Origin of the sequence: Streptomyces sp. AgN23, assembly GCF_001598115.1 — a bacterium.
Taxonomy (GTDB): Bacteria; Actinomycetota; Actinomycetes; order Streptomycetales; family Streptomycetaceae; genus Streptomyces; species Streptomyces antimycoticus.
In genome coordinates this window covers 10,091,795-10,115,410 of the sequence record NZ_CP007153.1, presented here as the reverse complement: position 1 = coordinate 10,115,410, position 23,616 = coordinate 10,091,795, and the positions used below count along the sequence as shown (strand labels likewise).

Genomic DNA, 23,616 nt, shown 5'->3' with positions numbered 1-23,616 from the left:
TCTTTCCCTTCTTCACTTTTCTCTTCTCACCACAGCGAGGACAACGATGAGGATCGGTTTCATCGGCCTGGGCAACATGGGACGCCACATGGCCCGCCATCTCATCCACGCGGGCCACCTGGTCACCGTGCACGACACCCGGCCCGAGGCCGCCGCCGAGCATCTGGCGCTCGGCGCCCGCTGGGCCGATTCCCCCGCGACCTGTGCCGAAGGCGCGGAATTCCTGATCACGATGCTCCCCACCCCGCGCATCGTCGAGGACGTGCTGCTGCGCGGTGGCGCGGCCGAGGCCCTGCCGCCCGGCGCCCTGTGGATCGACATGTCGACCTCGACCCCCGCGGCCGCGGACCGCGTAGCCGCCGATGTGCTGAACGGGCGCGGGGTGCGCCGGCTGGACGCACCGGTCAGCGGCATGGCACGGGGCGCCGAGGCGGGAGCACTGCAGATCTTCGCCGGCGGTACGGACGACGACTTCCGCATCGCCCTGCCCGTCCTCGAGGCCATGGGCGATCCGGACCGGATTCTGCACGTCGGCCCGCCCGGCGCGGGCTACACGGTCAAGCTCATGCTCAACCTGCTCTGGTTCAGCCACGTGGTCGCCACCTCCGAGGTGCTCGCCATGGGCGTCAAGGCGGGCGTCGACCTCGGGACGCTGCGCAGCTCGCTGCTGGCGAGCCCGGCCGCATCCGCCTTCGTCGAGAAGGACCTCATGTCCATCCTCGCCGACGGTGACTACGACGACTCGTTCGCCATGGCACTGGCCTGCAAGGATCTGGGGCTCGCCGTCGACCTCGGCCGCGACCTGGGCGTGTCCACCGAACTGTCCGCCCTGGTCGAGCAGATCTACCGCCGCTCCAAGGCCCATCACGGCGAGCTCGCCGGTGAGATGAGCCCGGTCCGCCTCTACGAGGCCCTCGCCGGGCAGGAGTTCCGGCTGCCCGACCCGACCATCACGCCGGCCGACGCGACCCTCGCGGTCTGAGAAGCAGCGAACGCCACCCCGCACCACGACGCCAGGAGCCGCACCCCATGACCTCTCCCGGGCCCGGCGGTCCCACGCCGCTGAGCATCGACCCCACCTGCCGTGTCGAGTTCGGTCCCGGCCGCATCGGCCGGCTCCCCGCACTGATCGCGGCCACCGGCCACGATCGCGCCTTCGTCGTCACCGACCACGGCCTGCGCACCGCGGGCGTCCTCGAGCCAGTTCTCAAGACCCTCCGGGCCGCGGGGCTGGAGTACGCCGTCTACGACGAGGTGGCCCCCAACCCCTCCACCGCCAACGTCGACGCGGGTGCCGCACGGGCCCGTGCGTTCGGCACCGCCGCGGTCGTCGCCCTCGGCGGCGGCTCCGTACTCGACGCGGCGAAGGGCATATCCCTGCTGGTCGGCAACCCGAAGGCCACGGCCGGCGACGCCGACGAGCTCTGGGAGGCGGCCGACGGACTCCCACTCGTCGCGATCCCCACCACCTCCGGCACCGGCGCCGAAACCAACGGCTTCGGGGTCATCGAGGACACCACCGCCTGCCGCAAGGTGTACATCGGCCACCCCTCCGTGAAGCCGCGCGTCGCGCTGCTCGACCCGGAGCTCACCCTGGGCCTGCCCGCACCGGCCACCGCCGCCACCGGTATCGACGCCCTGGTCCATGGCATCGAGTCACTCGCCTCGCGCGGCGCGAACCCCGTCTCCACCGCCTATGCCACACAGGCCGTGACCATGGTCAGCCACGCCCTGCCCGCCGCGTACCGGGACGGCGCGGACCTCGACGCCCGCGCCGAGCTGATGCTGGGAGCCCATCTCGCGGGCCAGGCGCTCAGCCTCTCCGGGCTCGGGCTGGTCCATGGCATCGGCCACGCGGTGACCGCACACACCGGCACCCCGCACGGTGTCGCCCTCGCCGCCGTCCTCGAAGAGGTGATGGAGTTCAACGCCCCCGCCGCGCAGGGCGCCTATGAACAGGTGGCGCGCGCCATGCGCCTGGCACCGCCCGCCGACGGGGACTGGGCGCGGGCCGCCATCGACGCGGTACGCGAGATCGCGGGCGCCGTCGAGGTGAAGCGCCCCCTGCGGACGCTCGGCGCCGACCGCGGCATGCTGCCCGCCATCGCCGCCGGGGCGGTGGCGGACGCGGTGACGACGAACAATCCCCTGTCCCCCGATCACACTCAGGTCCTGGAGATCCTCACCACCACCTACTGACCGTGGCGCGCCACCGTGACACTGACGATCCAGGCACGGTGGCGACCGCTGTCACATGCGCGGGCCCGGCGGTGTCTTCATGCCAAACAGGCAACCGCACAGGGAGAACACCATTGCCGCTACGCGTTCCGAAGGGGGAGCTCCCCACCGAGCTCCGGGAAACCCTGCTCGAGCAGCTCGGTGAGGTGTCCGAGCCCGAGGCCCGGCCAGCGGAATCCCGCAGGCGTCGGAGTAGCCCTGCGAGGTGATTCCGTGTGCCGTATTGCACCTGCTCGCGAAGTTGGCGAAGCCGATGTACACGGCGAGTTCGACCAGCGCCGCCGGGCCGAGCCGGTCCAGCAGGCTCGCGGACAGCTCATCGGTGACGGTCGGCGGTGTGTTCGTCATGGCCTCGCGCCGCGAAGTCGTCCGGCGTAGCGTCCACGGCATGACCGAGGATCCGTTCGTCGCCCATCGCAGCCTGCTGTTCACGGTCGCCTACGAGTTGCAACTCCCCGGCCACCGCTGCCCAGTCCCAAGCTCCGGGTGGGTCGCCGTCCATCCATTCCCGCACGACGACGCCCGCCACCCGGCGACATCCGTCCAGGGTGGGAACCACTGCCGGAACAGAGAATCCCAGACTGCCCAATCGCTCCAGCAGGTCCAGCTCCCGGTCCAGCGCCGCCTCAGTGCGCCTGCTGAGTCGTGCGACCAGTCGCCGACCCTGATCGCCGATGACCTCCACCACCTCGTCGCGGTTGCCGCCACCCAGCCGCCCGATGATCCGCAGCCCGCCCCAGGCCCGAAGTGCCTCTCGTATCCGGCAATGCTGATCGGCTGATGCTCGCCGAGCCGGAGAACCGCCCCCGCCAGTCCGGCTTATGGACCCGGGTCGTCCAGCGACTCCTGGCACTCAACGCGGTGATTGACCAGCGCGCGATAGCGCATCAACCACCTAGTGGTGCCACGCATGTCCGCCCGTGTTGTGGATGAAGCGCTGCAGCACCTTGATCGTCGTCAGGTACTCCTCGTCGGAGATGCCCGCGTGCCGTTCCGTCCACAGCTCGTCCTGGAGGGCCGCGGCCTTGTCGAAGAAGGTTCTGCCCTCCGCCCTGAGTCCCAGACGTCCCTCGGTGTCCTCGGTGATCCAGCCCTGGGCGATGGTCCGGTCGATCTCCTCCTCCATGACCTCCGGACCCGCTTCGAGATAGTTGCTGAGGAGGTCGGACACCTCCTCGCGGGTCTTGGCCGGGTCGGCGTGGGCGACCTGCGCGAGGACCCACCACTGTGGCTGGGTGGTGCCGATCCCCGCGAGCGTGGTCCGGATGCGGGTGACAACGGCTTTGTACGCCGCCCAACTCCAGTAGCCGATGGGCTGCCGTATCAGTTCGGCGTCGCTGTGGGAGTACTCCATGGCCGGTCCCTCCGTCGTTGCTTGAACTCGTTCGACGAGAACCGACCGTAAAAGTTGAACCGAACGTGAAGTCAAGGACGTTCGGCCCTGCCTCCTCGGCCACGGCCTCACCCGTACGACCCGTCCGGGGCCGCGAGTTGGTCGCCGAGGATGCTTCGCCCCGTGGCGAGATCCCGGAGGGCCGCGTCGTCGGTTCCGGCTCGGCCCCCGCGCCGTAGGGCACCGCCGCTACGCCCCGGAGCCCTCCCCCGGCAACGCGGTGAGGAGCTCGCTCGTGGTGAGGATGGCGTGGGCGAAGGTGGGGCCGTTCAGCTCATGCGCGGAATGCATCATCTCGGGTGTGGCGGCGGCGGTGGCGTCACGGACCAGCGTGACGTGGTAGCCGAGTTCCATGGCGAAGCGTCCGGTGGACTCGATGCAGGTGTTCGCCAGCAGTCCGATGAGGATCACATGGGTGATGCCGTGCTGCCTGAGCTGCATATTCAGGTCGGTGTTGGCGAACCCGCTCTGCGCCCAGTGCTCATGGGCCACCGCCTCCCCCGCCCGCGGCTGGAAGTCCGGATGGAACTCCCCGCCCCAGGTGTCCCGGGCGAAGCTGTGCCGGACCATGATGTTCCGCTGGGTCGGGTTGGGGTGGGTCCACGACTCGTAGTCACCCGGCTCCCAGCGGCGGTGCGGAACGAACACCACCCGCACCCCGGACTGCCGGGCGGTGCCGACGACGGCGCGCAGATTGTCCAGCAGGCCGACCTTCTGGGCCACGCTCCGCACGACCGGCCAGACCTTGCCTCCCTCGGAGAGGAAGTCGTTGTACGGGTCGACGAGCAGCACTGCCGTTCGCCGGGGGGCATAGGTCTCGGCAGCCATGATCTCTCCTCCGCCCTCTGGAAGATCACCCATCGTCCGGGCAGGTCGTCCTGGCCCGTTCGAGTGCCCGCCGTTCTCCCGCTCAGTCGGCGATGGTCCCGCGGGCGGCGTCGGGGGCGACCGCTGGTGGAACTCACTTCCCGGTTCTTGCGCCGCCCCCTACAGTAGGTAGACCTACCTACCTAATCTGTCGGGATGCATGCGATGAGTGAGACCGGTACGAGGACGACGGACCCCGGAAGACGGAGGCCGGCCCGGGAGCGCCTGCTGGCGGCCGCCGCGCGGCGCTTCTACGCCGACGGCGTGACGGCGACCGGAATCGATACGATCACCACCGAAGCCGGCGTGGCGAAGATGAGCCTGTACAACAACTTCTCCTCCAAGTCCGATCTCGTCAGGGCCTATCTCGACACCCGGCACGAGGAGTGGATCGCGCTGTACACCTCACGGCTGGAGCAGGCCCAGAACCCCCGTGACGGCGTCCTCGCGGCGTTCGACGCCTACGCCGATCACGCGGCGTTCGCCTACGAGCGCGGCTTTCGCGGCTGCGGCCTGCTCAACGCGGCCGCCGAGCTGCCCGCCGGAGACGAGGGGCGGAGTGTCGTACGCCGCCACAAGGAGCAGGTCGAGCGTCTGATCGCCGGGCACCTGGAAGAACTGCTGCCCGAGCGTCCTGACGACGTGCGCACCATGGCGGAGCACCTGTCGTTCCTGCTGGAGGGCGCGATGGCGCGGGCCGGGCTGGAAGGCGACGGCAGCCGGCTGCGGCACGCCCGCGCGATGGCGGCGGCCCTGCTGGACAGGCTGTGAGGCGGCCCACCGGACACGGCGCCCGTTCGGCGGGCGCCGGATCCTTGTGTGTGCTCGCCGCGTCCCTGCTGTGGGGCACCACCGGCACCGCGGCGACCTTCGCCCCGGGCGTCGGGCCTCTCGCCATCGGCGCCGTCGCCATGGGCCTGGGCGGGCTGCTCCAAGCCCTGGTCGCGGCCCCCCGCATCGCCCGTCAGGCCCCGCGGCTGCGTGCGCGGCGCGGCACCGTACTGCTCGGCGCGCTCGCGGTGGCGGTCTACCCCCTGGCGTTCTACAGCTCGATGCACCTGGCAGGAGTGGCGGTGGGAACCGTGGTGTCGATCGGCATGGCGCCACTGGCCTCAGCCGTGATCGAACGCGTCGTGGACCGGCGCCGGCTGACGCGCCGCTGGACACTCGGCGCCGCCCTGGGTCTCCTGGGCACCCTCATGCTGTGCGCGGCCCAAGCCACTGAGGACCCCGGCGACCGGGTGCAGCCATCCACGGCCGCCACGATGCTCGGCGTGGGGCTGGGCCTCATCGCGGCCACGACCTACGCCCTCTACTCCTGGGCGGCGCACCGGCTGATCACCCACGGCATCGCCTCCCGCGCGGCGATGGGCACGGTGTTCGGCCTGGGCGGACTGCTCCTCGTGCCCGTCCTCCTGGTCACCGGCGCGCCGCTGCTCGGCTCCGGGTCCACGCTGGCCGTCGGTGCCTACATGGCGGTGGTGCCCATGTTCACCGGCTACGTCCTGTTCGGCTGGGGACTGGCGCACGTGCCCGCGAGTACGGCGACCACGCTCTCGCTGCTCGAACCGGCCGTCGCCGCCGTCCTCGCCGTGCTGGTCATCGGCGAACGCCTCCCCGCCGTAGGCTGGACCGGCATCGCGCTCGTCCTCGCCTGCCTGGCCGTCCTCACCGCTCCCACAGCCGTCCCCGGGCGGCGCCGACAGCGGCCGGAAGGCGTGACGCCGCCACGCACAGCGGCGGAGCCCACCGTTGCTCGGTCAGACCCCGGGCGGGTGCCGTAGCGGCATCCGTCCACGGGCGGGGCGGGCGGCGGACGCTCTGCCGCCCGCCCCCTCACTCCGCGACGGAAAACCGCTTCGCGAGGTCGCGATGCCGGTCCGCGGCCAGCTTCGCCTGGTCCGCGCTGATGGTCGATCCGGGCATCCGCCCCAGCCGTTCGAGCTCGTCCGCGAAGCGCAGATGCTCCAGCCGCGCATACTCACGGCAGGCAAGGCAGGTGACGTTCTCCGGCCGCGGAGAGGTCATCGCGTACGGTGCCCGAAGCCCGCATCCGGTGGCGATGCGGCTCGGCAGGTCACCGGCCAGCCCGAACGTGGACGCCATCATGTCGCGGACGGCGGCGACGCCTCGGACCACCTTCGACTCGACATGGATATGCGGATCGTCCCCGCCCATGCGCCCTCCCCTGCCTCAGCGACCTGACAGGCCGGGGATGCCCCCGGCCGCCCGCGGACCGCAGGAGGAGTCTGCCATGTGCCCGGTGCGCCACCGCCGCCGCGCCCGCCGGTTCAGGTCGCGGTCGCGGCCGCCGCCGCACGGCCCGCGGCACGACCCGAGAACAGGCAGCCGCCGAGGAAGGTGCCCTCCAGGGAGCGGTAGCCGTGCACTCCCCCGCCGCCGAAGCCCGAGACCTCACCGGCCGCGTACAGGCCGGTGATCGGGTTGCCGGAGGCGTCCAGGACGCGCCCGGTGAGGTCGGTCTGGAGGCCGCCGAGGGTCTTGCGGGTGAGGATGTTGAGGCGCACGGCGATCAGGGGTCCGGCGGACGGGTCCAGGATCCGGTGCGCGGAGGCGGTGCGGCTGAGCGTGTCCCCGGGGTAGGCGAGCGCGTTGCGGATGCCCATGACCTGGACGTCCTTGGTGTACGGGTTGGCGATCTCGCGGTCGCGGGCCTCGATCTGCCGGGTGAGGTCCGCCAGGTCGATCAGGTTGTCGCCGGTCAGCTTGTTCATGCCCGCGACCAGTTGGGGCAGGGTGTTGGCGACGACGAAGTCCTCGCCCTTGTCCCGGAACCGCTGGATCGGCTCGGGTGTCTGCCAGATGCGGGAGAGGAGCTGCAGGATGTCCTTGTTGGTCAGGTCCGGGTTCTGCTCGGAGCCCGAGAGCGCGAACTCCTTGGCGATGATCTTCTGGGTGGTGACGAACCAGGAGTAGTCATAGCCGGTGGCGGTGATCGTCCCAAGGGTGTGCAGGGTGTCGTAGCCCGGGATGTCGGGGGTGGAGAAGCGCTTGCCCTTCGCGTCGAACCACATCGACGAGGGGCCCGGCAGAATGCGGATGCCGTGGCCCGGCCAGATCGGGTCGTAGTTTCTGAGGCCCTCGGTGTAGTGCCACATGCGGTCGGGGTTGACGATCCGTCCGCCCGCCTTCTCGGTGATCGCGAGCATCCGGCCGTCCACATACGCCGGGACGCCGGTGACCATGAACTTCGGCGGTGAGCCGAGCCGGTCGGGCCAGTTCCGCCGTACGAGATCGTGGTTGGCGCCGATACCGCCCGAGGTGACGATCACCACCTGGGCGTTGAGCTCGAAGTGGCCGACCACGGTGCGCGAGGTGGGCTTGCCGCGGGCGGCGTCGCTCGGCTCCAGGATCGCGCCGCTCACCCCGGTGACGGCACCACCGGTGACCACCAGATCGTCCACCCGGTGCCGGAACTTGAAGGTCACCCGCCCGTCCTTCGCGGCGGCCCGCACCTTCTTCTCGAACGGCTCGACCACGGCCGGACCGGTGCCCCAGGTGACATGGAAACGCGGCACCGAGTTGCCGTGCCCGTCCGCGAGGCCGCCGCCGCGCTCGGCCCAGCCGACGATCGGGAACCACTGCACGCCGAGCCCGTGCAGCCAGGACCGCTTCTCCTCGGCCGCGAAGTCCACGTACGCCTCGGCCCATTTGCGGGCCCAGTAGTCCTGGCCGCCGGGATCGGAGACGCCGCGGTCGAAGCCGGCCGTGCCGAGCCAGTCCTGCCAGGCCAGTTCATGGGAGTCCTTGATGCCCATCAGCCGCTGTTCCTCGGAGTTGACGAAGAACAGGCCGCCGAAGGACCAGAACGCCTGGCCGCCGAGGTTGCTCTCGGGCTCCTGGTCGAGGAGGAGCACCTTGCGTCCCGCGGCCGCCAGTTCCGCCGTGGCGACCAGCCCGGCGAGCCCGCCGCCGACCACGATGGCGTCCGCGTCCGAAGACGCCCCGGAGGCGGCGAAGGCCGGGCCCGCCGCCTGGGCGAGCGCGGCGCCGGCGAGCACACCACCCGCCGCCGTCAGGGCGCGGCGGCGGCTGATCCCGGCAAGCGAGGCGGCATTCTCTGTGGAGTTCTCCATGGGCTGCCTTCCGGAAGGGGGTTCGGAGGGTGCGGGAGAGGCGAAGGGGGTTGCCGCGACGGCAATGTGTTACCGACGGTAGCCCACCGGGTGCGGGCCCACCAGACTCCTGCCCTCAATGAGCAACTCCCGTATGCCGCAGGGAACTTCGACGGGTCAGCGCCCGCCGGATGACGCCTCCGGCGAGGCGCGCCGCCGTGGCGAGAAGGCGTACAGATCGAGGATGTCGGGCAGCGGTGCCACACCGGGGCCGCCCGCCGTGACCCAGGCCACGATGTCCTCTGTCGCATCCGGGTCGTTGACCAGGCCGAGCCACACCGGCCTGCCCCCGGCGGCACGTCCGGCCGCCGATGGCTGCACCACGATCACATTGGCCTGATCGCAGACGTCCAGACACGCGGAGACGCGTACGGGCGCCTCCTCACGGAGCCGCGCGATCTGTTCCGCATGGTCGATTCCGGTCACCTTGGGGCTGCCGCAGCAGCAGTCCCGGCATACGGTCACCCGGCATGGCACCGGGTCGGTCGGCCTGACAGGCATGGCCCATCGCCCTCCTCCGGGGAAGTCCGCCCCGGTTTTCCGTCGAGGAGGCGACCGCGTGAGTCTCCTGGCTCTCGGGTCGATGCTCGTCCCGGCCTTCCCACCCGCGTGTACGGGCAGTGGCTGTTCGGGATCCGCTCGCCGATCACAGTGGCGGCACCGCGCCGGATTCACACCGGCTTCCTCGTTCCGCCGTCGCCTTTGTCGCCCGGCATCATCGCATCCCGGACACCGCCGCACCATGTGGCCCCCGCTCCTGGGAGCACCACGGGCGGTTCGACGTCAGTCGCGGCGGGCCGCCGCCCCCGCGAGGATTTCGCCCAGGCCCTGGCGGGTGGCCGCCAGCACCACGCGGTCGGCCGGCCGCAGGACATAGCCGGGGTGCAGATCCCACACCAGGGCGGGCTCCTGGGTGGCGCCGTCGTAACGAGGCGCCGCGGCGAGGTCGCGTTGCCGGTCGGCGGGTTCCGCCGCGTCCAGCGCGATCACCCGCCAGGCGCCCGGTGCGAACGCCTCGGCGACGGTACACCCTTCCAGTTGCGGATGCCCGGCGACATGCAGGGCGGCGAAGAGCAGCACCCTGCGCTCGACCGGTATGGCGCCCAGGATCTGACGCCCCATCATCGCTCCGGCGAACGCCGGGGCCGCCAGACTGGAGACGCTGCGGCTGCGGGTGAGGGCCCGCGGATGCGCCGCGCGCAGCGTGCGGTAGACGGCGGTGGCGAAGCGGTCGTCGTACAGGCGCAGCGCCACCCGCAGCCGGGGCTTGACCGAGCGGGCGTACAGCGTGGCCTCCAGGTTGGTGGTGTCGACGCTGGTCAGGGCGAGCAGGGAGTGTGCCCGCTGGATCTTGGCGGCCTCCAGGACGCCCTCCTGGGTGACATCGCCGATCACCGTCGGCACCCCCAGCCTGCGGGCCAGCGGGATGCCGCGCGCCCCGGGGTCCTCCTCCACGCACACCACGGGAATGTCCATCTCCCGGAGTCTGGCCAGGACCCGGGTGCCGACCTTGCCGAGCCCGAGCAGCACGACATGGCCGGAGAGGCCGCGCGGAGGGCGGCGCAGCGCGGAGGCGGTGCGGAAGGTGCCCAGCGCTTCGAGCGCGGCGGCCACCAGGACGGGCAGCATCAGCAGTCCGGCCAGCCCGGACAGCAGTTGGAGGACCTTGCGTCCGGTCGGCTCGTCCAGCGCCGGGTCGTCGATCGCCAGCACATCGAGCACCGTGAGGTAGGCGGCGTGGAGCAGACCGGCACCGGTGAGCTGCCAGGAGGCGATGGTGAGGGCGAGGACTGCGATCGCCATTCCTGCGACGGACCAGCGCAGCCGGCGGGAGAACAGCGAGGCGAGGGGCAGTCTGCGGGTGCCGAGCCGCCGTGGCGCCGACGGTGGGCCGGTGGCGGAGACGGCCTCGAGCACCACCGTGTCGCGGCCGGTGGCGGCGGCCACTTCCTCGTCTCCGGGCAGCAGCTTGGGCCCTTCGTCCCCGCTGCTGTCGGAGCCCTCACTGCCGCCGGGGTCGCTGGTGGTGGACGAGAGCAGGGCGAGGGTGCACAGCCCCGGGCGGGCCACCTCGTCGGGGCCGGGCGGGGTGCGCTCCGCCGCGCGCAGCAGCAGCCCGTCGGCCTGGAGGACTTTGCTGGTGCCCGCGATGGCGGTGGCGGCCAGGGCGGGGGCCGCGGTGTCGGCGTCCGACAGTACGGTGGTGGTGGCGTCCAGTTCGGCCGGGTCCATACCGGGATCGGCCACCCGCGCCGCCTCGTCGAGGAGTTCCTCCAGATGCTGGCCGAGCTTGCGGTTGTAGAGCCGGATCACCAGTCGCAGCCGGGGGTTGAGGCGGCGGGCGTGGAGGGCGGCGTGGATATTGGCCTCGTCGTCGTCATGGACCAGGGCGAGCGCCGTCGCGTGCTCCGCACCCGCTTCGGTCAGCACCTCTTCGTCGAGCGCCGGGACCTCCATGACCCGCACTCCCCCGTCCGGAGCAGGGTCATCCGCGGTCTGCCGGGGCAGCGGGACCCGTCCGACGGCCGCGCTGAACCGGCCGAAGAGCGCGGAGGCACGGCCGCCCGACCGCCATCCGGCCACGCGCTGCCCGGCCGGGTCCGCCAAGGGGGCGCCGCCGGGGATGACGACCGTCACCCGTGTCCGGTAGACGAAGTGGAGCTCGGCGGCGAGGCGGTGCGCGAGCGCGTCGTCACCGCACACGACCATATGGGCCGCCCCCGAGGGGGTCGGCGGGGCGGAGGTGGAGGTGGAGAACACGACGGCGAAGCCCCCCGTTGATCCGTGATGCCGTGGGTCGTCCGGGCGGGGTACGGCGACCGCGGTCTCCGGCGGCCGGCACCCGTGCTCCGGTGGTCAGGATCAGACCGTACCTGGTGGGCTGCCCAAGGGAGTTGGGCACCGGGGCGGGCGGGGCGCCCCGTGTGCTCACTCCCTGAGCGCTCCGCAGCGCGCACAGCGGGCGAAGGGCGCGGTGTCCTGGATCGCGCCGCAGTCGGCGCAGACCCGGTCCAGCCAGCAGGCGGACTCCCCGCCCTCGGGCTCGGCGGGCGCCGGGTCCGCCGTCTGCCGGTCCGCCGTCTCCCGGTTCACCGTCTCCCCGTTCGCCGTCTCCCGGTTCGCCGTCTCCCGGTCCGGGTCGTCGGGTCGAGCCGTGCCGCTCATCGTGTGCGCCTCCCTGTCCGGACCGTACGCGGGTCCATCCTCCGACCCTCCACCCCGTGGCTCCGTCCCCGGAAGCGGTCCGGCCATAGATCCGATCTCTCGGGCACCAACGACCCTCGATGGGGCGCAATACTGCCCGATCCCTCCCCAGTTATCGGATGACTCAGTAACGTATCCGCCTCGGGAGGCAACAACGGCGAGATCTTACCGACGCCTCGCTGTGGCATTTCCGCTCTGCGGCGTCCTGGCCATGACGCTCTTCATCACCGGGCCCGCGCAGGCGAAGGACCGCGCCTGGACCGTGCGCGGCCCCTCACCCCATTCCGGTCCTCTCGCGCAGCTGCGGCTCGACGGAGCCTCGGGAGCGCTGGCTCGTCGATCTGCGACCGTCCCTGACCATCCCTCGCCCGGACGCCCCGTCCAGGACGCCCGTCCAGATCCCGATCGCCGGGATACAGACGCCGGCCGCGAAGGCCCATGCGGCGGCGACGGCACGAGCGGGCGTAGGGGGCGGGGTGGCCGCCGGTCCAGCCGCGGGAGAGGGCCGGCAGCCGGTCGGCCTTCTGGCGCGCCGGGTTCTTCTCGTGCTGCTGGGCGAGGAAGGCGGACAGCCGGTCCGCCGACTCCGCGTCGCCGTGGCGCAGATGCGAGATCTCGTGCCGGAGCAGGACCGCCCCGGCCGGGCTTCTGATCAGGGTGCGCCAGCTGCGCGGGATGGCGACATGGACGGTGGGCCTGCGGATGTTCAGGATGAACGCGTGGCGGCGCCTGTGCGGTAGCCCGGCAGGGGGAGATGATACGAGGACTTACCGCGCATAGGTGAATTCATCGCGCATTTCACGTATCGCCGCTGACGCGCATGGCTGATGGAGGCGTCAGCTCGCACGGCGCGGGGGCCGGCGCGTGCGGGTCCACTCCACCAGCTGCCGCGCCGTCCAGGTGGTGATGACGCGCTCCACCGGCACCCCGCATTGCGCGGCCCTGGCGCATCCGTTGCGCTGCCAGTCGAGCTGGCCGGGCGCGTGGGCATCGGTGTCGATGGAGAAGAAGGTCCCCGCCCGGACGGCCTCGCGCAACAGCCTGCGCGGTGGATCCAGCCGCTCCGGACGGCAGTTGATCTCCACGGCGGTGCCCGCCTCCGCGCAGGCGCCGAAGACCTCCTCATGGTCGAAGGCGGACTCGGGGCGCTTTCCGCCGAGCAGCCGTCCGGTGCAGTGGCCCAGCACATCGACCAGCGGATCGCTGACGGCGGTGATCATCCGGCGGGTCATGGGGCGGGCGTCCATCCGCAGCTTGGAGTGGACCGAGGCCACCACCACATCCAGCCGGTCCAGCAGCTCCGGCTCCTGGTCCAGGGAGCCGTCGGGGAGGATGTCCACCTCGATCCCGGTGAGCAGCTGAAAGGGGGCCAGCTTCACGCGCAGCTCCGCCACCACGTCCAGTTGGGCGCGCAGCCGGTCCGCCGAGAGGCCGCGGGCCACCGTCAGCCGTGGGGAATGGTCGGTGAGCACCGCCCATGCGTGCCCCAGCCGCGCCGCCGTACCGGCCATCAGCTCGATCGGGGAACCGCCGTCGGACCAGTCGGAGTGCATATGGCAGTCCCCGCGCAGCGCGGCGCACAGCTTCACCGCGTCCTCGTCGGGCTCCGACTCGGCCTCGGCAGCCTCGGCCTCCAGGTTCGCCAGATACCCGGGCACCTGGCCCTCCAGCGCCTCCTTGACCACCTGCGAGGTCTTCGGCCCGAACCCCTTGAGCGACCGGAGGGTGCCGTTCGTGACACGCCGCTCGACCTCCTGGGGGTCCAGACCGGCGAGCACCGCCTGGGCCGTGCGGAAGGCACGCACCCGGTAGGTCGGCGCCTGGGCGCGCTCCAGAAGGAACGCGATCCGGTCCAGGGCCTCCAGGGGGTCCATCACGCGCTCCTCGCTGTGTGCGGCGTCCGCGGTGTGTGTGCCTTCGCGCCTCAGGCGCGGCGGTTCGGGCGTCGGCCGGGGGGCTGGCGGGGTTCGGGACGTGCCGTCAGCTCGGCGATGTCGCAGGTCCGGGGGGTCTTTTCGGAGACGGTGATGGGCCGTCCGTAGTGCCGGATCTCCATGGGGGCGCCCTCGGTCAGGGAGTAGGTGACACTGCGGCCGGTGATCTCCACGCGCAGCCTGCGGCCCAGCACCTGCATGGTGAAGGCGAGCCGGGCCAGCTTCTCGGGCAGCTTGGGCGAGAACTCCAGCCTGCCGTCGCGGTGCCGCATCCCGCCGAACCCGGCGACCAGGGCGATCCAGGTACCGGCGAGCGAGGCGATGTGCAGACCGTCGCGGGTGTTGTGCTCCAGGTCCTTCAGGTCCATCAGGGCCGCCTCGCCCAAGTAGTCGTAGGCGAGCCGCAGATGGCCGACCTCGGCGGCCATGACGGCCTGGGCGCACGCGGACAGGGAGGAGTCCCGGACCGTGAGCCGTTCGTAGTAGTCGAAGTTGCGTGCCTTCTGCTCCTCGGTGAAGCACTCGCCGCGCAGATACATCGCGAGCACCAGGTCGGCCTGTTTGACGACCTGTTTGCGGTACATGTCGAAGTAGGGGAAGTTGAGCATCAGCGGGTACTGGTCGGCGCGGGTGCCCTGGAAGTCCCACTCCTGGTGGCCGGTGAAGTCCGCGGACTGCTCGTGGACGCCCAGGGTCTTGTCGTACGGGACCGACATGGACTCGGCCGCGTCCCGCCAGGCGGCGGCCTCCTCGTCGTCGACGCCCAGTTCGGAGCCCTTGTCCGGGTGGCGTTCGATGATGTCCGCGGCGGCTCGCAGGTTCGACTGGGCCATGAGGTTGGTGTAGACGTTGTCGTCGGCGATGGCGCTGTACTCGTCGGGGCCGGTCACCCCGTCGATATGAAAGCGGCCGTGGTGGTCGTGGTGGCCCAGGGAGCGCCACAGCCGGGCGGTCTCCACCAGCAGTTCCACGCCGGTCTCGCGCTCGAACTCCTCGTCGCCGGTGGCTGCCACATAGCGCACCACCGCGTCCGCCACATCGGCGTTGACGTGGAAGGCCGCGGTGCCGGCCGGCCAGTAGCCGGAGCATTCGGAGCCTTCGATCGTGCGCCAGGGGAAGGTGGCGCCATCGTGTCCCAGTTGCTGGGCCCGCTCCCGGGCGGCGGGCAGGATGGACTGGCGCCAGCGCAGCGCCTCGGCCACGGACTCGGGGAAGGTGTAGGTGAGCAGGGGCAGGACGAAGGTGTCGGTGTCCCAGAAGGTGTGGCCGTCGTAGCCGGAGCCGGTGAGGCCCTTGGCGGGGATGGCCCGTTCCTCGGCGCGGGCGCCGGCCTGCAGGACGTGGAAGAGCGCGAAGCGCACGGCCTGCTGGATCTCGGCGTCGCCCTCGACCTCCACATCGGCACGGGACCAGAAGTCCTCCAGCCATGCGCGCTGCTGGTCCACCAGGCCGCGCCAGCCGGTGCTGGCGGCCCCGGCGAGCGCGGCCTCGACCTGGTCCCGTACGGCGGGCAGCGAGCGGGCGCCCGACCAGCCGTAGGCCACCAGCTTCTCCAGCCGCAGGACCTGGCCCGGCTCCAGCACCGAGGTGACGGTCAGGCGGGCGACGTCGTCGCCGCTCTCGCTGGCGTGGCGGGTGGGCGGCGGCCCGGTGATCAGGTGGTCGGCTGCGACCGCGACCCGCAGGTCGCTGACCTCGGTGCAGTGGATCAGCCGCAGCCGCTTGTCGTTGGCGGCGTTCTCCTCGGGGTTCAGCGGGGACTCCAGGGCCTCGGCCACCCGGGGGTCACCGGCGCGCTCGGGAAGCTGCTCGTTGGCGACCAGCTCGGACTGGACGACGACGCGGATCTGGGCGTCGACGGCCTCCACCTCGTAGGCGACGGCGGCGATGGCCCGCTGGGTGAGGGAGACCAGCCGGGTGGAGCGGACCCGCACACTGGTGCCGGAGGGCGAGGTCCATTCGCAGGTGCGGTGCAGCACCCCGGCGCGCAGGTCGAGCACGCGCTCATGGGAGCGCAGCCGTCCGTAGCGCAGATCGAAGGGCTCGTCGTCCACCAACAGCCGGATGATCTTGCCGTTAGTGACGTTGATCATGGTCTGGCCGGCCTCGGGATAGCCGAATCCGGCCTCGGCGTAGGGCAGCGGACGCCGTTCGTAGACGCCGTTGAGATAGGTGCCGGGGAGGCCGTGGGGCTCCCCCTCGTCGAGATTGGCACGCCAGCCGATATGGCCGTTGGAGAGCGCGAAGACCGATTCGCTCTGGGGCAGCAGATCGAGCCGGAGATCGATCTCCCGCAGCACCCAGGGGTCGACGACATATGAGGAGTCGGTGATCACGAGTCGTCCTCCAGCAGCTCGGCGAGATCCTTGACCACGATGCCCGCGCCGTGTGCGCGCAGCGCGTCGGCCTGGCCCACCCGGTCCACGCCGACGACACAGCCGAAGTGCCCCGAGCGCCCGGCCTCCATGCCCGCCAGGGCGTCCTCGAAGACGGCGGCCGCCTCGGGCGCGGTGTCCAGCTCCCGTCCGGCCTCCAGGAAGGTGTCGGGGTGCGGTTTGCCGGGCAGCTTGCGCTCGGCCGCGACCACACCGTCGATCCGCACCTCGAAGAGGTCCTCGATACCGGCGGCGATCAGCACATCGCGGCAGTTGGCGCTGGAGGAGACGACCGCGATCCGCAGGCCCTCGGCGCGCGCGGCCTCCACGAAGCGCACCGAGCCCGGGTACGCCTCGACTCCCTCTTCGCGGATCTTCTCCAGGACCAGGATGTTCTTGCGGTTGCCCAGGCCGTGCACGGTGTCCGCGTCGGGCGGATCGTCCGGCCCGCCCTCGGGGAGATCGATGTTCCGGGAGGCCAGGAAGGTGCGCACCCCGTCGGCGCGCGGGCGGCCGTCCACGTACTCGTCGTAGTCGTGGGCCGAGTCGAAGGGACGGAAGGAGGGGCCGTCGCGCCGCCGCAGGAACTCGTCGAACGTCTGTTTCCACGCCGCCGCGTGCACCACGGCGGTCCTGGTCAGCACGCCGTCGAGGTCGAACAGGCAGGCCCGGATGGAATCGGGCAGGCTGAGCTTGGTCATGGCCGCCGATTCCCCCGGGAACGCCGGAATATGCGGGGCGTGACGGCGGAATCGGGACCTTTTCGCCACTCAGTGCGGTGCGGCCGTCACTCAGCGCGGTACGACGGTGCGCCCCTCGCGGCGGGAGCGGTCGGCGGCCTCCAGGACGGCGACGACCTCGCGCCCGAACCGGACGTCGCAGGGGTCCGCCGCGCCCCCCTCGCGGGCGCCGCTCAGCAGCCGGTCGACGGCCGTGGCGAAGGCCGCCACCGCGGTGGTCCCGGCGTCGGGGACCAGGGCGATCCCCCGCTCGCCGTAGAAGTCGCAGGAGAAGCCCTGGGCGGCGGGCCGGGCGTCCAGGGTGAGCGCGAGCGTGCCGATGGCGCCGGAGTGGTGGCGCAGCAGTACATGCGCGGCGCCACGCGGCCCCTCCAGGGCGGTGACCTCGGCCACCGGGCCGAGGACCGGGAGCAGGACGGACAGGGAGTGCGGGCCGACGTCCCACAGTCCACCGCGCTCCCGCCGCCAGTGGGATCCGCCGTAGTGGCCACCGGGCTGGAAGATCGAGGCGAAGGCGGTGGCACGGCCGCCGTCCCAGCCACCGGCCGCCGCGGTCTCCTGGAGGAAGGTCTCGACGGGCGCCGCGAAGCGGTTGGTGAAGAACACCACCGAGGCCAGTGCGCGCTCGTCCACGGCGCGCACGATCCGGTCGGCCTCCTCGGTGCCGAACGCCAGCGGCTTGTCCAGGAGCAGATGGCGCCCGGCCAGCGCGGCCCGCTCGGCGAGGCCGCTTTGGATGTCCGGCGGGAGGGCGATGGCCACGGCGTCCACGTCGGCGATCAGCGCGTCGGCGTCCGCGTGGGCGCGGGTGCCCCAGCGATCCGCCAGCGCCTGTGCCTTCGCCGGGTCGCGGCCCCAGATCCCGGCCAGTTCGGCCACCGGGTGCGCGGCGAGCGCCGCCGCGTGGGTCTCGGCCGCCCAGTGTCCGGTGCCCAGCAGTCCGAACCGCACTGTCCGTCCCCCTCCACGCGAAGCTCCGGGGCCTTCCCCGGAGTCGGCCGCGATCCTACGCCCGTGCGGCCCACCCGCTTCGGCCGAGGGCGGTACGCCCCTCCCCCGCTTGGCCGCCGGCGGATGCCGGTGGGCGGGGGCGGTGCCAGGGTGAGGCCATGGCCGGCCACGGTGCGGGTGACGGCCGAAGCCCACCCCACCGCTGGAGGAACCCGTGGCCCGTGGCTCGTCCCGCTCCCACTCCCGCGCACTCCGGCCGCGCGCCACGGTCCGGGCGGCGGCGGTCCTGCTGCTGTGCGGGGCCGCGGTACCGTCCTGCGCGTCCACCAGCGAGCACCGGCCCGACGGGGCGAAGTCGGCGTCGGCGCGGCAGAGCGCGCTGGAGGCCGCCGCGGCGAAGGCCGCGGCGAAGAAGAAGGCCGCGGCGGCCCGGCTGCTGCCGGGGATGCCGCCCCCGCTGGACCCCCATGACCTCTACGCCGCCGACCGGCCGGGGAAGCTGTCCCGGGCGGTGAAGGACTTTCCGTCGCGGGTGTATGTGCCCAATACGCTCTCGGACACGGTGAGCGTCATCGATCCGAAGAAGTTCAAGGTCGTCCGCACCATCCAGGTGGGCCATCAGCCGCAGCACGTGGTGCCCTCGTGGGATCTGAAGACCCTGTGGGTCAACAACGACCTGGGCAACTCCCTCACCCCCATCGACCCCGCCAGCGGCCGGGTCGGCCGCCCGGTGGACGTCCACGACCCGTACAACCTCTACTTCACCCCGGACGGAAAATACGCCGTGGTGATGGCCTCCATGGACCGGGCGCTGGTCTTCCGGGACGCGCACACCATGAAGGTGGTCACGTCGGTGCCGGCGAACTGCTACGGCGTCAACCATGCCGACTTCTCGCCGGACGGGCGCTACTTCATCGTCTCGTGCGAGTTCTCCGGTGAGCTGCTGAAGGTGGACACCGCGAAGAAGAAGGTGGTCGCCAAGCAGCGGCTGCCGATCGCCGGGGCCATGCCGCAGGACGTCAAGATCTCGCCCGACGGCAAGACGTGGTACATCGCCGACATGGTGGCGAACGGCCTGTGGGTGCTCAACGGCGACACCTTCGGCAAGCCGAAGCTGCTGCCCACCGGAAAGGGCACGCACGGCCTCTACGTGAGCCGCGACTCCCGTTCGATGTACATCTCCAACCGCGGCGAGGGCACCATCTCGGTGCTGTCGTTCAAGACCGGCAAGCTGGTGCGGCGGTGGCGGCTCCCCGGCGGCGGCAGTCCCGACATGGGCGGGGTGTCCGGCGACGGCAAGGTGCTGTGGCTCTCGGGCCGCTACAACGCCGAGGTCTACGCGATCGACACCCGCAACGGCCGGCTGCGCGCCCGGATCCCGGTCGGCGGCGGCCCCCACGGGCTCGCGGTCTACCCCCAGCCCGGCCGCTACTCCCTCGGCCACACCGGAATCTTCCGCTGAGGCGGCCTTCCCTCAGGTGCCATGAGCGGCCTGTGAGGCTCCGCACAGCCATCTGCATAGGCTGCCTATATAGAAGCGTGATATAAATCTAGATGTGGAATACACGCAGCAGTCCGGCCCCCGGGAACCCGACGTCCCCGCGACCCGTGAGCAGGTCGCGGAGGCGCTGGAACAGCTGGCGTTCCTCGCGGTACGCCATCTGACCAACCGGGACATCAGCTTCACCACGGCCTCGACCCTCGGCCGGCTCAGCCGGGAGGGCCCCTCCCGGCTGACGGCCCTGGCCGCCGACGAGGGAGTCACCCAGCCCTCGATGACCCAGCTGATCCAGCGGCTGGAGCGGCAGGGTCTGGTGACCCGGGTCGACGATCCGCACGACGGGCGGGTGGTGCTGGTGGCGATCACCGACGCCGGCCGGGAGCTGCTCGCCGAGCGGCGCCGCGGCCGTACGAACCGGCTCGCCGAGCTGCTGGCCACCCTCTCCCCCGAGGACCAACAGGCCCTCGCCACCGCCGTCCACGCCGCCGCCCCCGCCTTCCAGCGGCTGGTCGACAACGCGGCACGGGCACGGAAGTCCCCGGGGAGTACCGCTTCCTGATCAACCGGCACCCTGCCGCGCCACGGCATTGCCATGTCGTCACGGCTGGGACCCTGAACGACGGAGCATCTTTTGTCCGCTCATCCCAGCGCCCCCAACCCCTTCAAGCAGCCGAAGGCCGTATGGGCGGTCGCCTTCGCCTGCGTGATCTCCTTCATGGGCATCGGCCTCGTGGATCCGATCCTGCCCTCCCTCTCCTCCCAGCTGCATGCCACGCCGAGCCAGGTGTCGCTGCTGTTCACCAGCTATCTCGTGGTGACCGCCGTGGCCATGCTGGTCACCGGGTTCGTCTCCAGCCGCATCGGCGCCAAGCGCACTCTGGTGGCGGGTCTGGTGCTCATCGTGCTCTTCAGCGCGGCGGCCGGGGCGTCCGGCAGCATCGACGGGATCGTCGGCTTCCGCGCCGGATGGGGCCTGGGCAACGCCCTGTTCATCGCCACCTCGCTCGCCGTCATCGTCGGCTCGGCCAGCGGTGGCTTCGCGGGCGCGATCATCCTCTACGAGACCGCCCTGGGCATCGGCATCGCGATCGGCCCGCTGCTGGGCGGTGAGCTCGGCGGGATCAGCTGGCGCGGGCCGTTCTTCGGCGTGTCGGCCCTGATGGCCATCGCACTGATCGCGACCATCGTGCTGGTCCAGCCCACCCCGACCCCGACGCGCCGGGCCTCGATCGCCGACCCGATCAAGGCGCTGCGCCACCGCGGACTGCTCACCATGGGGCTGACCGCGCTCTGCTACAACTGGGGCTTCTTCACGGTGCTGGGCTACGCGCCTTTCCCGATGGACCTGGGCACCCATGAGCTCGGCTATGTCTTCACCGGCTGGGGTCTGCTCGTCGCCTTCTTCTCGGTCTTCGGCGCCCCGTGGCTGCAGGCGCGGCTGGGCATAGCCCGCTCCCTGTATCTGAACCTGGCGCTGTTCGCGCTCGACATCCTCGTCATCGGCCTGTTCACCGACTCCAAGACGACGCTGATCGTGGCGGTGATCGTGGCCGGCGCCTTCATCGGGATCAACAACACCATCACCACCCAGGCGGTGATGACCGTCGCCCCCGTGGAGCGGCCCGTCGCCTCCGCCTCCTACGGTTTCGTCCGCTTCATCGGCGGCGGTCTGGCCCCGTACGCCGCCGGCAAGATCGCCGAGCACAGCGGGGTGCATCTGCCCTTCTACATCGGGGCCGCGGCGGTCGCGCTGGGCATCGGTGTCCTGGCCACCGGGCATTCGCTGCTCGCCGAGGCCGAGCGCGTCCAGGCGGCGGAGGCGGCCGGACACACCCCGGCCGAGGAGCGGCGGGAGACACTGGAGAAGCAGGCGCTGGCCGAGGAGTTCGGCTCGGCCGGCTGACGCGAGCCGGCCCGGCGCGCTCGGCGGGACAGGCATGGACCAACTCGGAGGGCTCCAGTCCGGTGCGCACACCATCGAACGGGGGCCCTTCCGAGGAGTGGCATGGCTTCCTTACGGTCCCCCCAGCGCATCGCCGCGCTCCGGTTCACCGTACCCGCGGCCGTGGCGGTCGCGGGTCTCGCGTTCGCCTGGCCCGCGGACGCCGCATCCATCCAGAACTGGCCGGTGGTTCTCAAGACGCTCGGCGGCCGGACCACGATGATCCAGCGGCAGCCCGGCAACCAGGTCTTCACCATCTGGTCGACCCCGGCCTCGGCGAACACGTGGAACCACTACACCATCGGGCTGCATCTGTCCGACGAGACCAAGAGCGGCCGGGTCCAGCTCTGGGTCAACGGTCAGCGGCAGAAGTTCGGCGACGGCACCACCCGCTGGGCCTGCCGCACCTTCGACAGCAGCAATGACCCCAAGTGAGGGGTGTACGGGGCCGAGAACAGCCGTGTGGTCAACTACATCGACGACCTCAAGGTCGGCACCACACGCGGTGACGTCGACTGACCCCCCAAGCCCGTGCCCGAGCCACCGCCGGTCCGTTTCCCCCTCAGATCCGCCAGGAGCGGATGCGGCCGGCCGCGTCGAACACATCGGCCTTGCTGGAGAGGATGTCGCGGACCAGATCGATCAGCGCCCCGTACGGCGGGTCGATGCCCTCGCCCGAAGCGTGCATATAGGCGACCGCGGTCGCGGCGGCGAACCGCGCGTTGCTCGCCGGGAGCGGTCTGAGCAGCGCGATGGTGTGCAGCAGGGCCGCGGCCCGCCACGCGGGGTCGGGGTCGACACCCAGGCGCGGCGGGTCCACCCGGTGGCGGGCGACCGCGGCGACCAGACCCGAGAAGTCCGAGATGGCCGGCTGTTCCGGCATGACTTCCTCATGGCGCTGCAGCAGCCAGGGAACGTCGATATGCAGCAACGGGGCCATGGTCAAGCGGCCTGCCCGGGATGGCGGTGCTCATCGTCGGGGAACGCGTCCGCGAAGGCGTCCGCGTTGTCCGCGAAGAACCGCCGGAAGACCTCGGCACCCTCCTGCAGAGCGCGGTGCCGCGCGATGTCGGCCACGGTCGCCTCTCGGACGAGGGCCTTCATCGTCGTACCGCGTTCCTTGGCGATCTGGCGGAGGTCCTCAAGTTCCCGATCGCTGAATTCCACGTTGAGTGCTGACATGCGGGACACCCTACTCACCAGGTACCCCGTCAGCAATCGCCCCAGCTCAGATCGTGTTTTTGTAGGTACTTGACAAAGCATTCCCGCCCTTACGGGAGGCTGCGGCCGGGTACCGGTCCGCCCTCGGGTCCCAGCCGGACAAATGGTTCGCGCACCTCACGGCCCGTCAGGCCCCGGTAGGCGGCAGGGCGGCGGAATGCGTCCCCCCAGGTCTCCCGGCGCCGGTAGTCGCGCAGCGCGTCGAGATCGAAGACCGCGGGATAGACCCCCGCGGCCTCGCCCGCCTCGACCACCAGGGTGTCCCGCGACCGCCCCCCGGCGAACGCGATGCCGTCATGGGCGACAGAGTGGCCCCAGCCCGGACCGGCGTAGTTGGCCATGGCCATACCGGTCATGTTCTCCCCCGCGCGGGAGCGGAACTGGGAGAGCCGGTTGATCTCCAGCTCACAGGCGTTCGGGGTGAGAACGATCTCGGCTCCGGCGAGCATCAGGGCGCGGGCGCTCTCCGGGAACTCGCGGTCGTAACAGATCATCGCCCCGGTCATCACCTCGCCCACCGCCGTGTCCAGGGCGCACACCTCGAACCCCTCCCCCGGGGTCAGCGCGGCCTCGGGCAGGTCGAAGACGCAGGTGTGCACCTTGGCGTAGGTCAGGACCAGACGGCCGTGCCGGTCGATGAGGGACAGGGTGTTACGCGGCGCTCCGTCCCAGCGCTCCAGATAGGTGAGCGCGATGGCCATCTCCAGTTCGGCGGCCAGCTCACGGAAGCGGGTGACGAAGGGCGAGTCGCGGGTGATCGGCTCGCCGAGCCAGACCGCCCGGGGCCGCGGTGCCGCCGAGGCCTCGTCCCACAGCGACGGATGGCGGTAGCGATCACCGCGGGCGAAGCCGTCCGGGACGGAGCAGCTGTAGCCGTTGCTCCACATCTCGGGGAAGAGCGCGATGTCGGCGCCCATGGCCCCGGCCCGGCGGCAGGCCGCCTCACCGAGGGCGAGGTTCACGGACAACTCAGGTCCGGGCTGGGCGAGTTGGAGCAGCGCGACGGTGAGGGTGGTCATGGCGGATGCCTCCTTCGGTATCTGATGACGTGCGGACGGCGCGAAGGAGGTGTCCGGGCGGGCCCCTGGGACGAGGCAGGTGTCACAGCATGCCG

23 protein-coding genes, 1 pseudogene and 1 riboswitch are annotated in these 23,616 nt (G+C 71.4%); of the genes and pseudogenes, 9 read left to right on the top strand and 15 right to left on the bottom strand.

Annotated elements, in window-relative coordinates; all coding sequences use genetic code 11:
• Window positions 1–46: 46 nt before the first annotated feature.
• Both AS97_RS43100 and AS97_RS43095 read left to right on the top strand, forming a co-directional pair.
• Window positions 47–982 carry an NAD(P)-dependent oxidoreductase gene (locus AS97_RS43100; protein WP_059146618.1) on the top strand — a complete coding sequence of 312 codons (936 nt, stop codon included), beginning with the start codon at window positions 47–49 and terminating at the stop codon, window positions 980–982.
• Between the two features lie 47 nt (window positions 983–1,029).
• Complete coding sequence (locus AS97_RS43095; protein ID WP_210566811.1) at window positions 1,030–2,199, top strand: iron-containing alcohol dehydrogenase; 1,170 nt, start codon at window positions 1,030–1,032, stop codon at window positions 2,197–2,199.
• A gap of 204 nt (window positions 2,200–2,403) precedes the next feature.
• Here the strand turns inward: AS97_RS43095 and AS97_RS48125 are convergent.
• Window positions 2,404–2,592 (bottom strand): annotated as a pseudogene (locus AS97_RS48125) (carboxymuconolactone decarboxylase family protein); the annotation flags it as partial.
• A gap of 34 nt (window positions 2,593–2,626) precedes the next feature.
• Here AS97_RS48125 and AS97_RS48120 point away from each other — a divergent pair.
• A complete protein-coding gene (locus tag AS97_RS48120) occupies window positions 2,627–3,019 on the top strand; it encodes a hypothetical protein (RefSeq protein ID WP_079059596.1) in 393 nt (130 codons plus the stop codon).
• Between the two features lie 114 nt (window positions 3,020–3,133).
• On the opposite strand, the gene AS97_RS43085 is transcribed toward AS97_RS48120, so the two are convergent.
• Window positions 3,134–3,592, bottom strand: a complete 459-nt coding sequence (locus AS97_RS43085) for a MarR family transcriptional regulator (RefSeq protein ID WP_210566809.1) — start codon at window positions 3,590–3,592, stop codon at window positions 3,134–3,136.
• A gap of 228 nt (window positions 3,593–3,820) precedes the next feature.
• On the bottom strand, window positions 3,821–4,459 hold the full coding sequence (locus AS97_RS43080; RefSeq protein WP_210566808.1) for an isochorismatase family cysteine hydrolase: 639 nt from the start codon (window positions 4,457–4,459) through the stop codon (window positions 3,821–3,823).
• A gap of 204 nt (window positions 4,460–4,663) precedes the next feature.
• Here AS97_RS43080 and AS97_RS43075 point away from each other — a divergent pair, with 204 nt between their 5' ends.
• Both AS97_RS43075 and AS97_RS43070 read left to right on the top strand, forming a co-directional pair.
• Complete coding sequence (locus AS97_RS43075) at window positions 4,664–5,269, top strand: TetR/AcrR family transcriptional regulator (protein ID WP_210566807.1); 606 nt, start codon at window positions 4,664–4,666, stop codon at window positions 5,267–5,269.
• A 50-nt stretch (window positions 5,270–5,319) separates the two neighbouring features.
• Window positions 5,320–6,282, top strand: a complete 963-nt coding sequence (locus tag AS97_RS43070) for a DMT family transporter (RefSeq protein WP_210566806.1) — start codon at window positions 5,320–5,322, stop codon at window positions 6,280–6,282.
• 52 nt (window positions 6,283–6,334) lie between these two features.
• Here AS97_RS43070 and AS97_RS43065 read toward each other — a convergent pair whose 3' ends face one another.
• The 9 genes from AS97_RS43065 to AS97_RS43025 form a co-directional block, all read right to left on the bottom strand.
• Window positions 6,335–6,676, bottom strand: a complete 342-nt coding sequence (locus tag AS97_RS43065) for a hypothetical protein (RefSeq protein WP_059146625.1) — start codon at window positions 6,674–6,676, stop codon at window positions 6,335–6,337.
• A 113-nt stretch (window positions 6,677–6,789) separates the two neighbouring features.
• Entirely contained in the window at window positions 6,790–8,595 is a 1,806-nt protein-coding gene (locus tag AS97_RS43060) for an FAD-binding dehydrogenase (RefSeq protein ID WP_210566805.1), read from the bottom strand.
• Window positions 8,596–8,751: 156 nt separating this feature from the next.
• Complete coding sequence (locus tag AS97_RS43055; RefSeq protein WP_059146627.1) at window positions 8,752–9,135, bottom strand: hypothetical protein; 384 nt, start codon at window positions 9,133–9,135, stop codon at window positions 8,752–8,754.
• A 60-nt stretch (window positions 9,136–9,195) separates the two neighbouring features.
• A riboswitch (cobalamin riboswitch) is annotated at window positions 9,196–9,324 on the bottom strand.
• A 93-nt stretch (window positions 9,325–9,417) separates the two neighbouring features.
• Window positions 9,418–11,343, bottom strand: coding sequence for an NAD-binding protein (locus tag AS97_RS43050; RefSeq protein ID WP_210567408.1), 1,926 nt, complete (start codon window positions 11,341–11,343; stop codon window positions 9,418–9,420).
• 219 nt (window positions 11,344–11,562) lie between these two features.
• On the bottom strand, window positions 11,563–11,799 hold the full coding sequence (locus AS97_RS43045; RefSeq protein WP_210567473.1) for a hypothetical protein: 237 nt from the start codon (window positions 11,797–11,799) through the stop codon (window positions 11,563–11,565).
• Between the two features lie 875 nt (window positions 11,800–12,674).
• Window positions 12,675–13,712, bottom strand: coding sequence for a PHP domain-containing protein (locus tag AS97_RS43040; protein WP_125756138.1), 1,038 nt, complete (start codon window positions 13,710–13,712; stop codon window positions 12,675–12,677).
• 50 nt (window positions 13,713–13,762) lie between these two features.
• The gene (locus tag AS97_RS43035; protein WP_086708443.1) at window positions 13,763–16,108 is read right to left on the bottom strand and encodes a glycosyl hydrolase family 65 protein; all 2,346 of its coding nucleotides are present in this window, start codon (window positions 16,106–16,108) and stop codon (window positions 13,763–13,765) included.
• Window positions 16,105–16,848, bottom strand: coding sequence for a beta-phosphoglucomutase family hydrolase (locus AS97_RS43030; RefSeq protein ID WP_059146630.1), 744 nt, complete (start codon window positions 16,846–16,848; stop codon window positions 16,105–16,107). Before AS97_RS43030 ends, AS97_RS43035 begins: the two co-directional genes overlap by 4 nt.
• A 90-nt stretch (window positions 16,849–16,938) precedes the next feature.
• A complete protein-coding gene (locus tag AS97_RS43025) occupies window positions 16,939–17,838 on the bottom strand; it encodes a Gfo/Idh/MocA family oxidoreductase (protein ID WP_059146631.1) in 900 nt (299 codons plus the stop codon).
• 214 nt (window positions 17,839–18,052) lie between these two features.
• On the opposite strand from AS97_RS43025, the gene AS97_RS43020 reads away from it, so the two are divergent.
• From AS97_RS43020 to AS97_RS43005, 4 genes are all read left to right on the top strand, one after another.
• Window positions 18,053–19,300: a YncE family protein gene (locus tag AS97_RS43020; RefSeq protein ID WP_210566804.1), complete on the top strand. Its 1,248-nt coding sequence runs from the start codon at window positions 18,053–18,055 to the stop codon at window positions 19,298–19,300.
• Between the two features lie 94 nt (window positions 19,301–19,394).
• The gene (locus AS97_RS43015; RefSeq protein ID WP_079059598.1) at window positions 19,395–19,898 is read left to right on the top strand and encodes a MarR family transcriptional regulator; all 504 of its coding nucleotides are present in this window, start codon (window positions 19,395–19,397) and stop codon (window positions 19,896–19,898) included.
• A 72-nt stretch (window positions 19,899–19,970) separates the two neighbouring features.
• Window positions 19,971–21,242 (top strand): MFS transporter, encoded by a 1,272-nt coding sequence (locus AS97_RS43010; RefSeq protein ID WP_079059599.1) that lies wholly within the window; start codon window positions 19,971–19,973, stop codon window positions 21,240–21,242.
• 102 nt (window positions 21,243–21,344) lie between these two features.
• The gene (locus AS97_RS43005; RefSeq protein WP_210566803.1) at window positions 21,345–21,716 is read left to right on the top strand and encodes a hypothetical protein; all 372 of its coding nucleotides are present in this window, start codon (window positions 21,345–21,347) and stop codon (window positions 21,714–21,716) included.
• Window positions 21,717–21,843: 127 nt separating this feature from the next.
• On the opposite strand, the gene AS97_RS43000 is transcribed toward AS97_RS43005, so the two are convergent.
• The 3 genes from AS97_RS43000 to AS97_RS42990 all read right to left on the bottom strand — a co-directional run bounded on the left by AS97_RS43000 (window position 21,844) and on the right by AS97_RS42990 (window position 23,521).
• Entirely contained in the window at window positions 21,844–22,221 is a 378-nt protein-coding gene (locus AS97_RS43000; RefSeq protein ID WP_059146634.1) for a hypothetical protein, read from the bottom strand.
• 2 nt (window positions 22,222–22,223) lie between these two features.
• Entirely contained in the window at window positions 22,224–22,463 is a 240-nt protein-coding gene (locus AS97_RS42995; protein WP_014057435.1) for a hypothetical protein, read from the bottom strand.
• An 89-nt stretch (window positions 22,464–22,552) separates the two neighbouring features.
• Entirely contained in the window at window positions 22,553–23,521 is a 969-nt protein-coding gene (locus AS97_RS42990) for a carbon-nitrogen hydrolase family protein (RefSeq protein ID WP_086708449.1), read from the bottom strand.
• Window positions 23,522–23,616: the final 95 nt, after the last annotated feature.

Bases quoted from the DNA above. Each gene is read 5' to 3' on its own strand.
- AS97_RS43040 (WP_125756138.1), bottom strand. From the start codon at position 13,712: ATGGACCCCCTGGAGGCCCTGGACCGGATCGCGTTCCTTCTGGAGCGC.
- AS97_RS43045 (WP_210567473.1), bottom strand. From the start codon at position 11,799: ATGAGCGGCACGGCTCGACCCGACGACCCGGACCGGGAGACGGCGAAC.
- AS97_RS43075 (WP_210566807.1), top strand. From the start codon at position 4,664: ATGAGTGAGACCGGTACGAGGACGACGGACCCCGGAAGACGGAGGCCG.
- AS97_RS43100 (WP_059146618.1), top strand. From the start codon at position 47: ATGAGGATCGGTTTCATCGGCCTGGGCAACATGGGACGCCACATGGCC.
- AS97_RS42990 (WP_086708449.1), bottom strand. From the start codon at position 23,521: ATGACCACCCTCACCGTCGCGCTGCTCCAACTCGCCCAGCCCGGACCT.
- AS97_RS43080 (WP_210566808.1), bottom strand. From the start codon at position 4,459: ATGGCTGCCGAGACCTATGCCCCCCGGCGAACGGCAGTGCTGCTCGTC.
- AS97_RS43000 (WP_059146634.1), bottom strand. From the start codon at position 22,221: ATGGCCCCGTTGCTGCATATCGACGTTCCCTGGCTGCTGCAGCGCCAT.
- AS97_RS43030 (WP_059146630.1), bottom strand. From the start codon at position 16,848: ATGACCAAGCTCAGCCTGCCCGATTCCATCCGGGCCTGCCTGTTCGAC.
- AS97_RS42995 (WP_014057435.1), bottom strand. From the start codon at position 22,463: ATGTCAGCACTCAACGTGGAATTCAGCGATCGGGAACTTGAGGACCTC.
- AS97_RS43005 (WP_210566803.1), top strand. From the start codon at position 21,345: ATGGCTTCCTTACGGTCCCCCCAGCGCATCGCCGCGCTCCGGTTCACC.
- AS97_RS43095 (WP_210566811.1), top strand. From the start codon at position 1,030: ATGACCTCTCCCGGGCCCGGCGGTCCCACGCCGCTGAGCATCGACCCC.
- AS97_RS43050 (WP_210567408.1), bottom strand. From the start codon at position 11,343: ATGGTCGTGTGCGGTGACGACGCGCTCGCGCACCGCCTCGCCGCCGAG.
- AS97_RS43055 (WP_059146627.1), bottom strand. From the start codon at position 9,135: ATGCCTGTCAGGCCGACCGACCCGGTGCCATGCCGGGTGACCGTATGC.
- AS97_RS43060 (WP_210566805.1), bottom strand. From the start codon at position 8,595: ATGGAGAACTCCACAGAGAATGCCGCCTCGCTTGCCGGGATCAGCCGC.
- AS97_RS43065 (WP_059146625.1), bottom strand. From the start codon at position 6,676: ATGGGCGGGGACGATCCGCATATCCATGTCGAGTCGAAGGTGGTCCGA.
- AS97_RS48120 (WP_079059596.1), top strand. From the start codon at position 2,627: ATGACCGAGGATCCGTTCGTCGCCCATCGCAGCCTGCTGTTCACGGTC.
- AS97_RS43085 (WP_210566809.1), bottom strand. From the start codon at position 3,592: ATGGAGTACTCCCACAGCGACGCCGAACTGATACGGCAGCCCATCGGC.